We start from the raw sequence: 13,618 nt of genomic DNA on the forward strand, positions 1-13,618 counted from the left end.
AGGAAATTTGCCGCGAGAACGGCCCGGACCGCTTTACTTGGCGCCAAGTTGCGGAAGGTTCGAGCCGGCGATCTGTTCGGCACGTGTCTTCTGGCGATCCGCTTCCGCCTGCCACTGCTGCGCTGCAAGCGATTGGTTGCGCGCCTTCTTGCGGTGCTCGCCCTGGGTAAACCAGGTGACGACAGACCCGAGAAGGACGCCGAGCATGACGGCCAGGATGAGGAAGACAAAGAACGGGGCGGAGACGGAAAGTGCCTGATCGGCAGGATCGAACGGATTGAGCGCGAGACTCACCGGTGCTCGGTTGGCGACGGCAAGAACGACCAGTACGACACCCAGCGGAACGAACACCACGAGGCTCACGACTTTGCGGATCATCTCGACAACTCCCTGTTCCGTCCGAGGTGCAAGAGATCACCCCACCCGGCCCAAGTTAAGGACAGGGGCGGAATTTTCAACGCGAAAAGCGACTATTCGTCGTCCTCGTCGCCCATGCCCGGGTTGAGACGCTCGCGCAGTTCCTTGCCGGTCTTGAAGAAGGGGACCCATTTTTCTTCGACGAAAACGGTTTCGCCGGTGCGCGGATTGCGGCCCGAACGCGAGGGACGGTTCTTCACGGAAAAGGCGCCGAAGCCGCGCAGCTCCACGCGGTTGCCCGCGGCCAGGGCATCGGTGATTTCGTCCAGGACCGCATTGACGATGTTTTCGACATCACGGTGATAGAGATGCGGATTACGGGCCGCGACGATCTGCACCAATTCCGACTTTATCACGCGGACCCCCTGCATTTTCTATTGTGACATTGAGCGGCGACAAAGTTGCCAAAGCAAAAAAGCTCAGTCAAGGAACAACTTAACCATAAATTGCCGGCTTTGCGAGCGATATGACGTGCGTCACACGCTAAATTGTGATCATGCCCGCCTCACTTTCTTCGCGTGGCCACGGCATGGGTCACGCGCATGTTTGCTGTTACAGGCCCGACACAATCTTATTGGCAAGGCTCGTTGGACATGCGAAACCGGGATGAAAGGTGAGCGGGCGCAAGCTGGCTGCCACAAGGATGGACATAGGAATGCTGCAAGCGACAGGAGCTGGAGTTCAGACGACCGGAAACCGATCCGACGCCGATGCCTATCGGCGCGCGGTCAGTCACTCCCGGCGCGTCCGGCGCCTGCGTATCCTGCTACCGGTCGCAGCGCTCATCATCACGCTGGCATTCATTGCCGTCTCCATGGTGCGCAGCCTGTTGCCCGACGAACTGCAGATCGAGTCCGCCAAGATTGAAGACGGCAAGGTCGTCATGGAGAAGCCGGCCATTGCCGGCCGCAACGAAGATGGCGTGCGCTATTCCATGCGCGCCGAGCGCGCCCTGCAGGACATCAAGAACCCCAACATGATCACCCTCGATACGATCGCGGCCGCCCTGCCGGTGAGCGACACGGTGATCGCTCGCGTGGTTGCCGCCAGCGGCATCTTTGACCGCGCCGCCAATTTTCTTACGCTCGACAAGCCCTTCACCCTCAATCTGAGCAGCGGCATCGATGCGCAGTTCAACTCGGCGCGCCTTGACATTGCCGGCGGCACCATGAAAACCGACGATCCCGTGGCCATCCAGACCAAAGGCGCGTCGATTGTTGCGAACTCGCTCGAGATGAAGGATAAGGGGCGAACCATGATATTCGCGGGCAGTGTGAAGTTGAACATCGAGCCGTCCGCCATTCGCAGCAATCGGTCCACGGAAGCCGTCCAGCCATGATTTACCGCTCCTTTGCCCAGTTTACCCTCGCTGGCGCTCTCCTCGTTTCGGCAAGCGCGTTTGCCACGATGGCTTCGGCACAGACGACCAGCAGCCAGATGAACGGCCTGAAGCTGTCGAACGATCAGCCGATCCAGATCGAAAGCGATCAGCTCGAAATCCGCGAGCAGGAAAAGAAGGCCTTCTTCACCGGGAATGTGAAGGTGGTTCAGGGAACGACGACGCTGCAGGCCGGCACCATGGTGGTGCATTATCGCGGCGAGGGCCAGACGGTGACCCAGGGCAATGCCGACATCGAGAAAATCGACGTCGCGGACAAGGTCTTCCTCTCCTCCGGAACCCAGCAGGCGACTGCCGACACCGGCTATTTCGATATGGCCAAGCAGCTTTTCGTGCTCGAGGGCGAGCGCGTGGTGCTGTCGGAAGGCCAGAATGTCTTCGTCGGCTGCAAACTCACGGTTCAAATGGAATCCGGCCAGGCCAAGCTCGATAGCTGCGGCAGGCGCGTTCAGATCCAGCTCGATCCGCAGTCGCAGAAGCCGAGCAACTGACGGATCCGCGTGAACGTGCAAATTCCCTTTTTCTCCAGGACGAAGCAGCCCAAGAAGGCCCCGACCCCAGCCGGCCTTCCGGGCGACAAGTCGCGCTATGAAGGCACGCTGATCGCCCATGGACTGACGAAAACCTATAATTCCCGTCGTGTCGTCAACGGTGCATCCCTTGTTGTGCGCCGTGGTGAAGCCGTTGGTCTGCTTGGGCCGAACGGCGCCGGCAAGACGACCTGTTTCTACATGATTACGGGCCTGGTGCCGGTGGATGCCGGAACGATTTCCATCAACGGCAATGATGTCACGTCGATGCCGATGTATCGGCGGGCGCGTCTCGGCGTTGGCTATCTGCCGCAGGAAGCCTCGATCTTTCGCGGGCTCACCGTGGAAGAAAATATCCGCGCAGTGCTTGAGGTGCATGTTTCCGACAAGCGCCAGCGCGAGGCGAAGCTCGACGAGCTGCTCGCCGAATTCCATATCGAAAAACTGCGGAAATCACCGGCTGTTGCGCTTTCAGGCGGCGAACGTCGGCGCCTGGAAATCGCGCGCGCCTTGGCGACGGATCCGACCTTCATGCTGCTCGACGAGCCGTTTGCAGGCGTAGATCCGATTTCCGTCTCAGACATTCAGAACCTGGTACGACACCTGACGGCTCGCGGAATCGGCGTTCTGATCACCGACCACAATGTGCGTGAAACGCTGGGCCTGATCGACCGGGCCTATATCATCCATGCGGGTGAAGTGTTGACCCATGGCCGGGCCAACGACATCGTCAACAATGCCGATGTGCGCCGTCTTTATCTCGGCGATAAGTTCAGCCTCTGACGTCCCCACGAAGAAAACGACGTTCCGCGCCCCGCTGCGGCTTGACCAAAGTAAAATAAAAAGCAATTTTTGGGCCAAGTGGAATTTCCCGTTATGAATGGCGGGATTGCGGGGGAATGTAGGGGAGTCGAACGTCCGCCATGGCCTTATCCGCCAACCTGATGCTGCGACAAAGCCAGTCTCTGGTGATGACTCCCCAGTTGATGCAGTCGATTCAGCTGTTGCAGATGACCCATCTCGAACTGATGCAGTTCATCTCACAGGAAGTAGAACGGAATCCGCTGCTTGAAATCGCGGCAGATGACGGAGATTTGAGCGGTGAGACTCCAGACAATGCCGACCGCCACGCCAGCGCCGCCCCGGACAATGCCTCCGACGAGATGGGAGCCGTGCCATCGCTCGACAGCGACTGGTACGAGAATGGCGCCAGCGAGCGGCTGAACGACCGGCTGGACACCAATTTTGACACGGCTTTCACCGACGAGGGTTCGGCTCAGCGACCGGATGCCCCCGAACTGCTCGGCCAATGGAAGTCGATGCCAGGACAATCCGGCGAAGGAAGCGAGGGCTACGACCTCGATGACTTCGTGGCCGGCCAGGTCAGCCTTCGCGATCACCTTCAGCAGCAGGTTCCCTTTGCGCTTCCCTCCGCGTCCGACCAGTTGCTTGCATCCGTGCTGATCGACCATCTCGATGAAGCGGGCTATTTGCGTGCCGATCTCGATGAGGTGGCCGTTCGTCTCGGGTTGACGACGGCCAGTGTGGAGCTCGTGCTGCACACCCTGCAGACGCTGGAACCTGCTGGCGTCTTCGCTCGCAATCTCAGCGAATGTCTGGCGATCCAGCTTCGCCAGCGGGATCGCTACGATCCGGCGATGGCGGGTCTCGTGAACAACCTCGAACTTCTTGCCAAGCGCGACTTTGCGACGCTCAAGAAGATCTGTGGCGTGGACGAGGAAGATCTCATCGACATGCTGGCGGAAATCCGCAAGCTCAATCCGAAACCCGGCAGCTGTTTCGAGCATTCAGTCAGCGAATCCGTGACGCCCGACATCGTCGTCAGGGCGGACGGGGCCGGCGGCTGGCGGGTTGAACTCAATCCGGATGCCCTGCCCCGCGTGCTTGTGAACCACAGCTACATGGCTGCCGTCGGGCGACGCGGCAGTGCGAAGGAGACGCCGGACCAGGCTTTCATGTCGGAATGCCTGCAGAATGCCAACTGGCTCACCCGCAGCCTCGACCAAAGGGCGCGGACGATCACCAAGGTGGCAGCCGAGATCGTGCGTCAACAGTCCGCTTTCCTCGATCACGGCGTCGATCATTTGCGGCCGCTCAATCTGAAAACAGTCGCCGATGCGATCAAGATGCACGAATCGACCGTCAGCCGCGTGACGACCAACAAATACATGCTGACACCGCGCGGGCTCTTCGAGCTCAAATACTTTTTCAGCGTATCGATTGCCTCGGCCGAAGGCGGCGACAGCCATTCCGCGGAATCCGTTCGTCACAAGATCCGCGCGCTCATCGACAAGGAGAGCCCTGATGCCGTCCTTTCCGACGATGATATCGTCGATCAGCTGAAATCATCCGGCGTCGATCTCGCACGCCGCACCGTGGCAAAATACCGCGAGGCCATGAACATACCCTCCTCCGTCCAGAGGCGGCGCGAAAAGCGCGCTTTAGCCAAGGTTTCGGCTGTTTGAAGGGCGCCTTTTCGCCGCAATGATTAACGGGAGATTGACTCTCGATCTCAAGGCGGCTAGAAGCGCGCCGCAATCGACAGCGCACACTGTTGACCGAGGGAGAGACCCTCGAAGACGCCCGACAAACGAAGGTAGAGACTGACCGAACCGCTCGAAAAGCTTGGACGCGGACGTCGCTTGGCGTAAAATGGATACGCAACCAATCATAAGAAGGGAAACTCCATGAGTGTGCGTGTATCCGGCAAGCAGATGGAAATCGGTGAAACGTTCCGGCAGCGGATCGAAGATCGAATCCAGGATGCGGTTACCAAGTACTTCGACGGAGGGTATTCCGGGCAAGTGGTCGTTACGAAGTCGCAGTCGCGCTTCTCGGCTGATTGCCTGGTGCATCTCGATACCGGCGCAAACCTGCATGCGGCAGGCGAGGCCAATGATCCGCAAGTGGCCTTCGATACGGCTTTCGAGCGCGTGGAGAAGCGTCTGCGGCGCTACAAGCGCAAGCTGAAGGATCATCATGCCGGAGAGCCGGTCAACCCGCCGGTTGAGATCGCTTATACGGTCATGGATTCGGTCGCCGAAGAGCATGACGAAGTGCCGGAAGACTACGCGCCGACCATCGTGGCGGAAAGCAGCAAGAAGCTGCGGACCATGTCGGTGGCTTCAGCCGTTATGGCTCTCGACATGACCGACGAACCGGTTCTTCTGTTCAGAAGCCCGGGGAAAGAACAATTGAATATCGTTTATCGTCGCAATGACGGTAATATCGGGTGGATCGATTCCGCCAACATCAAAGGCTGACGGTTGACTTGGGCGGCCCCGACAGGCGGCCGCCCAAGCTTCGGCCTGAAGCATGAAGGACATTGATATGGCATTGGCAGATTTGCTGCAGCAGGATGCTGTCGTACCGGCCCTCCGGGTCAATTCCAAGAAGCAGCTGCTTCAGGAACTTGCGGCCAAAGCCTCCAAGCTCACAGACATCCCGGAGCGGGAGATCTTTGACGTGATCCTGCAACGCGAGCGTCTCGGCTCGACGGGTGTGGGCAACGGCATCGCCATTCCACATGGCAAGCTGAACAAGATCAGCAAAATCACCGGCATCTTCGCGCGGCTCGAAACCCCCGTGGATTTCGAGGCCCTCGATGACCAGCCGGTCGATCTCGTGTTTCTGCTGCTGGCGCCGGAAGGTGCCGGCGCCGATCATCTGAAGGCGCTGTCGCGGATTGCTCGCGTGCTGCGCGATCAGGATCTCGTGGCCAAGCTTAGGGCAACGGAGTCTGCGTCGGCGATCTACACCTTCCTCAACGAGGAACAGGCGTCTAACGCTGCTTGAGTGGACCTTATCCTGACACGAGCTAAAAAAAGCGCCCCGAAAGGCGCTTTTTTCATTTGAACATGACAGCCCCGGCCCGTCAGGCCTTGGCCGCATCCTCGGCCACGGCCTCCGTCTTCGGGCCACCCTTGGCCACACCGACCATGGCCGGGCGCAACACGCGCTCGCCGATGGCGTAACCGGCCTGGACCACCTGCACGACGGTGTTGTTCGGCACGTTCGGGTTCGGAACCTCGAACATCGCCTGATGGAAGTTCGGATCAAACTTCTGGCCTTCGGCATCTATCTTGCGCACGCCGTGGCGCTCCAGCGTCGACAGCATGCCGCGCTCGGTCATTTCGACACCTTCGATCAGCGCGGTGATGGTCGCGTCGGCCGCGGCGCGGGCTTCTTCCGGCAGGGTTTCGATGGCGCGGCGGAGATTGTCGGAGACCGACAGCATGTCGCGCGCGAAGCCGGTGACTGCATAGGACTTGGCATCCTTGATTTCGCGGTCGGTGCGGCGGCGCAGATTGTCCATCTCGGCGGCCAATCGCAGGAAGCGATCGCGCAGGTCGGCATTTTCGGCCTTCAGGGCCTCGACAGGATCAATATCCTGCGCGGCTGCGGTCTCGTTTTCGTTTGCAACCTGACCTTCGGCGGCCGCGGTTGCTTCTGCCTCTGTGGCTGCCGCGTCAGGTCCGTTCTTGTTGGCTTCTTCGGTCATGACGTTCTCCGGATGATGTCTCGTTTTCGAAGCTAAAGGTTTCGAATGCGTGCCCGATATCAGGGTTTGACGAGAAAAAATCAAGGGTTTGAAGGGAAATTGCCTCACCGCTGGCCGCGCGAGAGCTTGGCCATCAGTTGTGCAGTGTAATCGACCATAGGAACGATGCGCGAGTAGTTGAGGCGCGTTGGACCGATGACGCCGACAGCACCTACGATCCGGTCTTCGCCGTCGCGATAGGGCGCCACGATCAGGGACGATCCAGAGAGCGAGAAGAGCTTGTTTTCCGATCCGATAAAGATCCGAACGCCTGGACCGCTTTCTGCGAGATCCAGGATTTCGATGAGGCTTTCCTTGCGCTCCAGATCGTCGAACAGCAGACGCAGGCGATCGATATCCTCTGACCCCGCCAGCCCTTCGAGCAAATTGGCGCGGCCGCGCACAATCAGACGGGCTGGCTGCTTGTCAGCCACTTCTCCCGACCAGACGGCGAGCCCACGTTCCACGAGATCCTGCGACAGGCTATAGAGCTCGGTCGCAACCTGGCTTTTGAGGTTTTCGATCTGGCCGCGAAGTTCCCGAAGTGTCTGGCCGGAGAGATTTGCGTTGAGGAAATTCGCCGCCTCCGTCAGTTGCGAGGCTGTCACGCCGGCGGGCAGATCAATGATGCGGTTTTCGATCTGGTTGTTTTCTCCAACGAGAACCGCGAGTGCCTTGGTGGGCTCCAGACGAATGAACTCCACATGTTTCAGCACGGGATCGTTCTTGGCCGAGATCACCAGACCGGCGCCACGCGAGAGGCCTGAGAGCATCCGGCTTGCCTCGGTCAGTAGTGCTTCCATCGGTTGATCGGCGCTGGTCGGCCGGATCTGCCGTTCAATCTCGTCACGCTCGCCGTCGGAGAGATCGCCAACCTGCATAAAAGCATCGACAAAGAAGCGCAGGCCTGCCTGGGTGGGTAGGCGCCCGGCGCTAACATGCGGCGCATAAATCAGCCCGAGCGCTTCAAGATCGCTCATCACATTGCGAACCGAAGCCGGCGAAAGCGACATCGGCAGGAGACGCGAGAGATTGCGCGAGCCCAAGGGATCGCCATTGTCGAGATAGGTTTCGACGATACGGCGGAAAATCTCTCTGGAGCGATCGTCCAGCGAGGCGGAAACGTCTGCGACGGTCGTCTTGGGTGATGCCATTATCAGAGCGGACAAGATCTCAGAGGTTTCATGCTACAAATATAATCACTGCTTTTTGGATGACCAAGGGGTAATTCGATCCAGCTTGATCTCGCGGCGCTGCGGGATGGTTTTTCTTTGCAAAAGACAGGCTGCGTCCTTAGAAGGCAACAGACAACCCAGGAGATTGCAATGCGGCCATCCGGCAGAAAAACCGATCAAATGCGCAAGGTTTCGTTCGAGCGCAACTTTTCCAAGCATGCGGAAGGCTCCTGCCTGGTGAAGTTCGGCGATACGCATGTGCTGTGCACGGCAAGCCTCGAAGACAAGACGCCGCCGTGGCTGCGCAATTCCGGCAAGGGCTGGGTGACGGCGGAATATGGCATGCTGCCGCGCGCCACCGGTGATCGCATGAAGCGCGAGGCATCGTCTGGCAAGCAGAGCGGTCGCACGCAGGAAATCCAGCGGCTAATCGGACGCTCTCTCCGTGCAATCGTCGATCTCGAAGCGCTCGGCGAGCGGCAGATCTCGATCGACTGCGACGTCATCCAGGCGGATGGCGGCACGCGCACGGCCTCGATCACCGGCGCCTGGATCGCACTGCATGACTGTCTGAAGTGGATGGAAGCGCGCAACATGGTGAAGGTCGAGAAGGTCCTGAAGGACCATATCGCCGCCGTCTCCTGCGGGATCTTCGCCAGCCAGCCGGTCATCGACCTCGACTATCTCGAAGATTCGGCGGCCGAGACGGATGCGAATTTTGTCATGACAGGCTCCGGCGGGATCGTCGAGATCCAGGGCACGGCCGAAGGCAAGCCCTTCAGCCAGGACGAATTCCTGACGCTGCTCGGCCTTGCCAGGAACGGCATCGATGAACTGGTTGCCCTGCAGAAGCAGGCGATCGGCTGACGGGCCGCAAAGAGAGATCCATGCGTAAACTCGACACTCGCACCATCGTTGTTGCCAGCCACAATGCCGGCAAGATCGCCGAGATCGCCGATCTCATCGGCCCGCTCGGCTTCTCGGCCAAGTCGGCAAAGGAACTGAACTTCGTCGAGCCCGATGAAACCGGGACAACTTTCGAAGAAAATGCCGCGATCAAGGCACTCGCCTCGGCCAAGGCTTCGGGCATGCCGGCCCTTTCCGACGACAGCGGCCTGGTGATCGATGCTCTCGACGGCGCGCCCGGCGTCTACACGGCGAACTGGGCCGAGCGCGAGGATGGCAGCCGCGATTTCAAGATGGCGATGGAGAAGGTCGAGAAGGCCTTGCAGGAGCGCGGGGCCGCGTCGGCTTCACAGCGGACCTGCCGCTTTGTCAGCGTGCTCTGCCTCGCCTGGCCGGATGGTCACACCGAATTCTTCCGGGGCGAAGTCGAAGGCGTGATTGCCTGGCCGCCGCGTGGGACAGCCGGTTTCGGCTATGATCCGGTGTTTCAGCCGGAAGGACATGTGCGTACATTCGGCGAGATGACCGCAGACGAGAAGCATGGCTGGAAGCCGGGCGATCCGGAGGCCCTGTCGCATCGTGCCCGGGCCTTCAAGCTCTTCGTCGAAACCTGCCTGGAGGCCTGACGCGTTGACCGACCGGTCCTTCACGCTGCTGCCCGATACCGGTGAACCCGGCTTCGGCGTCTATGTGCACTGGCCCTTCTGCGCGGCCAAATGCCCTTACTGCGACTTCAACAGCCATGTGCGTCACCAGCCGGTGGACCAGGCGCGCTTCGTTTCGGCCTTCCTCGCCGAACTCAAGGCCGTGCGTGCGCTATCCGGCCCGAAGACGGTCACCAGCGTGTTCATGGGTGGCGGCACACCGTCGCTGATGGACCCCTCCACCGTTGGCGCAATCCTGGACGGGATCGCTGCCAACTGGCACATGCCCGACGGCATAGAGATCACCATGGAGGCCAATCCTTCGAGCGTCGAGGCGACGCGATTCCATGGCTACCGGGCCGCCGGGGTCAACCGTGTTTCGCTCGGGGTGCAAGCGCTGAACGATCCGGACCTGCGCTTTCTCGGCCGCCTGCATGACGTGGCAGACGCGCTGAAAGCCATCAAGCTGGCGCGCGAGATCTTCCCGCGCATGTCCTTCGACCTGATCTACGCCCGCCCGAACCAGACGGTCGAGGCCTGGGAGCGCGAATTGAAGGAGGCGATCTCCTATGCGGTTGATCATCTGTCGCTCTACCAGCTGACGATCGAGGAAGGCACCGCCTTCTACGGCCTGCACAAGGCCGGCAAGCTGATCGTGCCCGACGATGATCACGCCGCAACGCTTTACGAGGCGACGCAGGAGATCACCGCCCGCGAAGGGCTTCCGGCCTACGAGGTTTCCAACCACGCACGCCCAGGCGCCGAGAGCCGGCATAACCTGACCTATTGGCGCTATGGCGACTATGCCGGTATTGGTCCCGGCGCCCATGGACGGCTGACGCAAGGACGGAGCAAGATCGCAACCGTCGCCGAACGTCATCCGGAGACCTGGCTTTCCGCCGTCGAGCAGAATGGTCATGGCATCATCGAACGCGAAGAGCTTGATCACGAGGCCCAGGCGGATGAACTTCTGCTGATGGGGCTTCGCCTACGCGAAGGCGTCGATCTCGCCCGCTGGCAGCAGTTGTCCGGCCGCGATCCCGATCCGGACAAGGAGCAGTTCCTGCTCGAACAGGGCTTTATCGAGCGGCTCGGCAATTCGCGGCTGCGCTGCACGCCGCCGGGCATGCTGATCCTCGACGCTGTCGTCGCAGATCTCGCCTGCTGAGGAGTTGGAAACGATGCCAGTCGATGCCGCCTTTTCCCGCTTCGACATGGCCCGTCTCTACGATGCGTTCAACCATCATGGCGAAGACGGCGATTTCTACGAGAATTTCGCCAAGGCGCCCTGCCGCGTGCTCGATATCGGCTGCGGCACGGGGTCGGTGACGATGCGTCTGGCGAAACGCGGACACCAGGTGACCGGTGTCGATCCGGCAGACGGCATGCTGCAGATGGCTCGGATGAAGGACGGACAAGGTCGGGTCGAGTGGGTCCAGGCTCCTGCCGCAGAGTTTTCACTCCCTGATCGTTTCGATCTCGCCATCATGACGGGCCATGTCTTCCAGGTGTTTGTCGACGATGCCGAGACGCTTGCCGCCTTGCGCAACATTCATCGGCATATGAAGCCAGGCGGCAGAGTGATCCTCGAAAGCCGCAATCCGCTGACCAAGGCCTGGGAAGGCTGGACGCAAGCAAAGACGCGCGAACGACGGGCCATCGACGCAGTCGGGTCTGTTGAGGTTTTCTATCAGATCAAGACTGTTGAGGTCGAGCACGTGACCTTTGACGCAGTCTTCTCGATCGAAGCCACGGGCGAGACGCTGATCAGCGAGAGCCGGCTGAGGTTTGCAAAGGTCGAAACAATCCAGAGCCTGCTTGCGGCAGCGGGCTTCCACGAGGTCGAGCTGCTCGGCTGGTGGGATCGCACACCCTATTCGGACACCAGTCCCGAAATCATCGTGATCGCGCGGTCCTGAACCGACTGTCGGATACGAAAAGGCCACCGCGAGCCCTTTGGGATCGCGGTGGCCTCTATCTTTGCGGCGGGCCGCTTACTCGTTGATCAGGCGGCGCAGCAGTTCGATTTCCTGCGACAGCTTCTGGTCGGCGGCGATCAGTTCCTCGATCTTGCGGACCGCATGAAGGACCGTCGTGTGGTCGCGACCGCCGAAGCGACGGCCGATTTCCGGGAAGGAACGCGGGGTGAGCGTCTTCGACAGATACATGGCGATCTGGCGCGGCTTGACGATGACGCGGGTGCGGCGGTTGGAGACGAGCTCCTGACGCGACACGTTGTAGTGACGGGCGACGACACGCTGGATGTCTTCGATGCGCACGCGCTTCTGATCGCCAGCGCCAACGAGATGGGCCAACAGTTCGTCGACACGCTCGATCGACAGGTTCGGCTCGAAGGAGCGACGGAAGAGCAACTGGTTGAAGGCGCCTTCCAGGTCACGGCCACTGCTCGTGATATTGCGGGCGACATGCTCGAGGATTTCGGCCGGAATGTCGATCGACGGATCGTCCTTGCGGGCGGCCTCCAGGCGCGACTTCATCATGTCGAGGCGCATCTCGTAATCAGGCGCCTCCATTTCGATGGCAACGCCACCCTGCAGACGCGAGCGAACGCGCGGATCGAGCGATTCCAGTTCCCAGGGCGCACGGTCTGCAGCAACGACAACCTGCTTGGCGCTATCGAGCAGCATGTTCAGGAGATGGCAGAACTCATGCTGGATCATCTTACCCTGCAGGAACTGCATGTCGTCGATGATCAGGAGGTCGATGTTGCGCAGCGAGTCCTTCAGCGTCAGGGCGTCGTTGTCGCGGATCGCGGTTGCGAAGCGCCACATGAAGTATTCGGCGGTCAGATAGACGACGCGCGGTGCGCGCGGGCTCTGGATCGCGGCATTGGCGATCGCCTGCAACAGATGCGTCTTGCCGAGACCGACCGAGGAGTGGATGAACAGCGGGTTGAAGCGTACGGCGCCAGCGCCAGCCTCTGCAATGGTCTTGGCGGCGGCCAGCGCCACGCGGTTGGACGCGCCTTCGACGAAACCATCAAAGGTGTAGCGGCTGTCGAGCGGGGAGCCGAAAAGCGGACCTGCGGGTGTAGCGCGGGTGCTCGACGGCGCATGGGTCTGCGAAGAGGCGATCTGGCCGACGGTCTGCGGACCGGTCTTGCGGATCGATGCCGGCTGCGCCTGCTCGACGCCGACCGAACGGTCTTCTGCGGCTGGGCCACGGGTGCTGCGGCTTGCGGTGCGCACCATGATTTCGACCTTGAGGACAGAAGGGTCCTCAGCCTGGAAGATCGACGTGATCAAATCCAGATAGCGGTTGTTGATCCAGGACTTCAAAAACGTTGTGGGAACAGTCAGTCGAACAACACTCTTGGATGCGGAGTGGAGCTTCAGGCGGGCGAACCAGCTCTGGTATACGTCCGCCCCAACCTGCGCCTTCAGCCGCTTGCTGAAACGGTCGAAGAGATCAGTGTGAGTCATTTCGGCGTTCTCTCCTGCTCCTTCGGAGCATGCGGCGCCGAGCGCCGAATGTGCATTGTCCCCGTTCGCCAACGCACCGGCCGTCATAGAGTTCATATGCATGTTGCCGCCTTCCAAATTCATTCCAGGTGCCGGGCGTTTCTCGTGCCGTCCGACAGCCGCTTCATCTCTAGTCGATCCCTCGCGGGATCGACGGTCCCCGAACACAGTGTGCCGCCTCCAGCCAAAAAGCCGGCTCAACTTTCCGTCGTCCCTCACGCCGACGGCAGTGCCCCACATGCAGCATCCTCGTCATGCCGCGCACTCATGCTCTGATCGTGACCTGCGGCCACTCTCAAGATGCAAAACCGCCACCACGCGGAAACAGCCAAGCTTCCGATGCAATGTCGATCACTTTATGAGAAAACGGAGTTGAAACACCCCGCTTTGGCAAGAGCGATCAGTCTCGACTGCATTTCTGCCCTTCGGACCGTCGTTTCTGGCCATTGGCTGGCCCCTTGCTGAGAAACATTAAGGCAGGATCAAAAGCCAAGATCAACACCG

General features: G+C 60.4%; 15 protein-coding genes. 10 read left to right on the top strand and 5 right to left on the bottom strand.

The annotated features are described in order from the left end of the window. Positions 1-33: 33 nt before the first annotated feature. Together AC1PUL_RS16135 and AC1PUL_RS16140 are read right to left on the bottom strand one after the other, a co-directional pair. The gene (locus tag AC1PUL_RS16135; protein ID WP_480465137.1) at positions 34-378 is read right to left on the bottom strand and encodes a DUF1049 domain-containing protein; all 345 of its coding nucleotides are present in this window, start codon (positions 376-378) and stop codon (positions 34-36) included. Positions 379-470: 92 nt separating this feature from the next. Continuing rightward, positions 471-773, bottom strand: a complete 303-nt coding sequence (locus tag AC1PUL_RS16140) for an integration host factor subunit beta (RefSeq protein WP_054149157.1) — start codon at positions 771-773, stop codon at positions 471-473. Positions 774-1,072: 299 nt separating this feature from the next. Here AC1PUL_RS16140 and lptC point away from each other — a divergent pair, with 299 nt between their 5' ends. The 6 genes from lptC to ptsN all read left to right on the top strand — a co-directional run bounded on the left by lptC (position 1,073) and on the right by ptsN (position 6,162). Beyond that, positions 1,073-1,756 carry an LPS export ABC transporter periplasmic protein LptC gene (gene lptC / locus AC1PUL_RS16145; protein WP_298460488.1) on the top strand — a complete coding sequence of 228 codons (684 nt, stop codon included), beginning with the start codon at positions 1,073-1,075 and terminating at the stop codon, positions 1,754-1,756. Continuing rightward, positions 1,753-2,307 carry an LptA/OstA family protein gene (locus tag AC1PUL_RS16150; RefSeq protein WP_298460241.1) on the top strand — a complete coding sequence of 185 codons (555 nt, stop codon included), beginning with the start codon at positions 1,753-1,755 and terminating at the stop codon, positions 2,305-2,307. The genes lptC and AC1PUL_RS16150 overlap by 4 nt, the downstream gene beginning before the upstream one ends. Positions 2,308-2,328: 21 nt before the next feature. Continuing rightward, positions 2,329-3,129: an LPS export ABC transporter ATP-binding protein gene (gene lptB / locus AC1PUL_RS16155; RefSeq protein ID WP_480468606.1), complete on the top strand. Its 801-nt coding sequence runs from the start codon at positions 2,329-2,331 to the stop codon at positions 3,127-3,129. A 140-nt stretch (positions 3,130-3,269) separates the two neighbouring features. Beyond that, positions 3,270-4,832: an RNA polymerase factor sigma-54 gene (gene rpoN / locus AC1PUL_RS16160; protein WP_480465138.1), complete on the top strand. Its 1,563-nt coding sequence runs from the start codon at positions 3,270-3,272 to the stop codon at positions 4,830-4,832. Positions 4,833-5,054: 222 nt separating this feature from the next. Next, positions 5,055-5,630: a ribosome hibernation-promoting factor, HPF/YfiA family gene (gene hpf / locus AC1PUL_RS16165; protein ID WP_480465139.1), complete on the top strand. Its 576-nt coding sequence runs from the start codon at positions 5,055-5,057 to the stop codon at positions 5,628-5,630. Between the two features lie 67 nt (positions 5,631-5,697). Next, complete coding sequence (gene ptsN / locus AC1PUL_RS16170; RefSeq protein WP_480465140.1) at positions 5,698-6,162, top strand: PTS IIA-like nitrogen regulatory protein PtsN; 465 nt, start codon at positions 5,698-5,700, stop codon at positions 6,160-6,162. Between the two features lie 79 nt (positions 6,163-6,241). Here the strand turns inward: ptsN and grpE are convergent, their stop codons facing one another. After that, positions 6,242-6,868 (bottom strand): nucleotide exchange factor GrpE, encoded by a 627-nt coding sequence (grpE, locus tag AC1PUL_RS16175; RefSeq protein ID WP_480465141.1) that lies wholly within the window; start codon positions 6,866-6,868, stop codon positions 6,242-6,244. A 104-nt stretch (positions 6,869-6,972) separates the two neighbouring features. After that, on the bottom strand, positions 6,973-8,061 hold the full coding sequence (gene hrcA, locus AC1PUL_RS16180) for a heat-inducible transcriptional repressor HrcA (protein ID WP_480465142.1): 1,089 nt from the start codon (positions 8,059-8,061) through the stop codon (positions 6,973-6,975). A gap of 171 nt (positions 8,062-8,232) precedes the next feature. Here hrcA and rph point away from each other — a divergent pair, with 171 nt between their 5' ends. The 4 genes from rph to AC1PUL_RS16200 are packed head-to-tail and all read left to right on the top strand — an operon-like array spanning position 8,233 to position 11,551. Then, positions 8,233-8,949 (top strand): ribonuclease PH, encoded by a 717-nt coding sequence (rph, locus tag AC1PUL_RS16185; RefSeq protein ID WP_480465143.1) that lies wholly within the window; start codon positions 8,233-8,235, stop codon positions 8,947-8,949. A 20-nt stretch (positions 8,950-8,969) separates the two neighbouring features. Next, complete coding sequence (gene rdgB, locus AC1PUL_RS16190) at positions 8,970-9,614, top strand: RdgB/HAM1 family non-canonical purine NTP pyrophosphatase (protein WP_480465144.1); 645 nt, start codon at positions 8,970-8,972, stop codon at positions 9,612-9,614. A 4-nt stretch (positions 9,615-9,618) separates the two neighbouring features. Continuing rightward, positions 9,619-10,800, top strand: a complete 1,182-nt coding sequence (hemW, locus tag AC1PUL_RS16195) for a radical SAM family heme chaperone HemW (RefSeq protein ID WP_480465145.1) — start codon at positions 9,619-9,621, stop codon at positions 10,798-10,800. A 13-nt stretch (positions 10,801-10,813) separates the two neighbouring features. Continuing rightward, entirely contained in the window at positions 10,814-11,551 is a 738-nt protein-coding gene (locus AC1PUL_RS16200; RefSeq protein ID WP_480465146.1) for a class I SAM-dependent methyltransferase, read from the top strand. Positions 11,552-11,626: 75 nt separating this feature from the next. Here AC1PUL_RS16200 and dnaA read toward each other — a convergent pair whose 3' ends face one another. Further along, positions 11,627-13,177, bottom strand: coding sequence for a chromosomal replication initiator protein DnaA (gene dnaA / locus AC1PUL_RS16205; RefSeq protein WP_480465147.1), 1,551 nt, complete (start codon positions 13,175-13,177; stop codon positions 11,627-11,629). Positions 13,178-13,618 lie beyond the last annotated feature (441 nt).

Source organism: Rhizobium sp. P43, assembly GCF_056730705.1.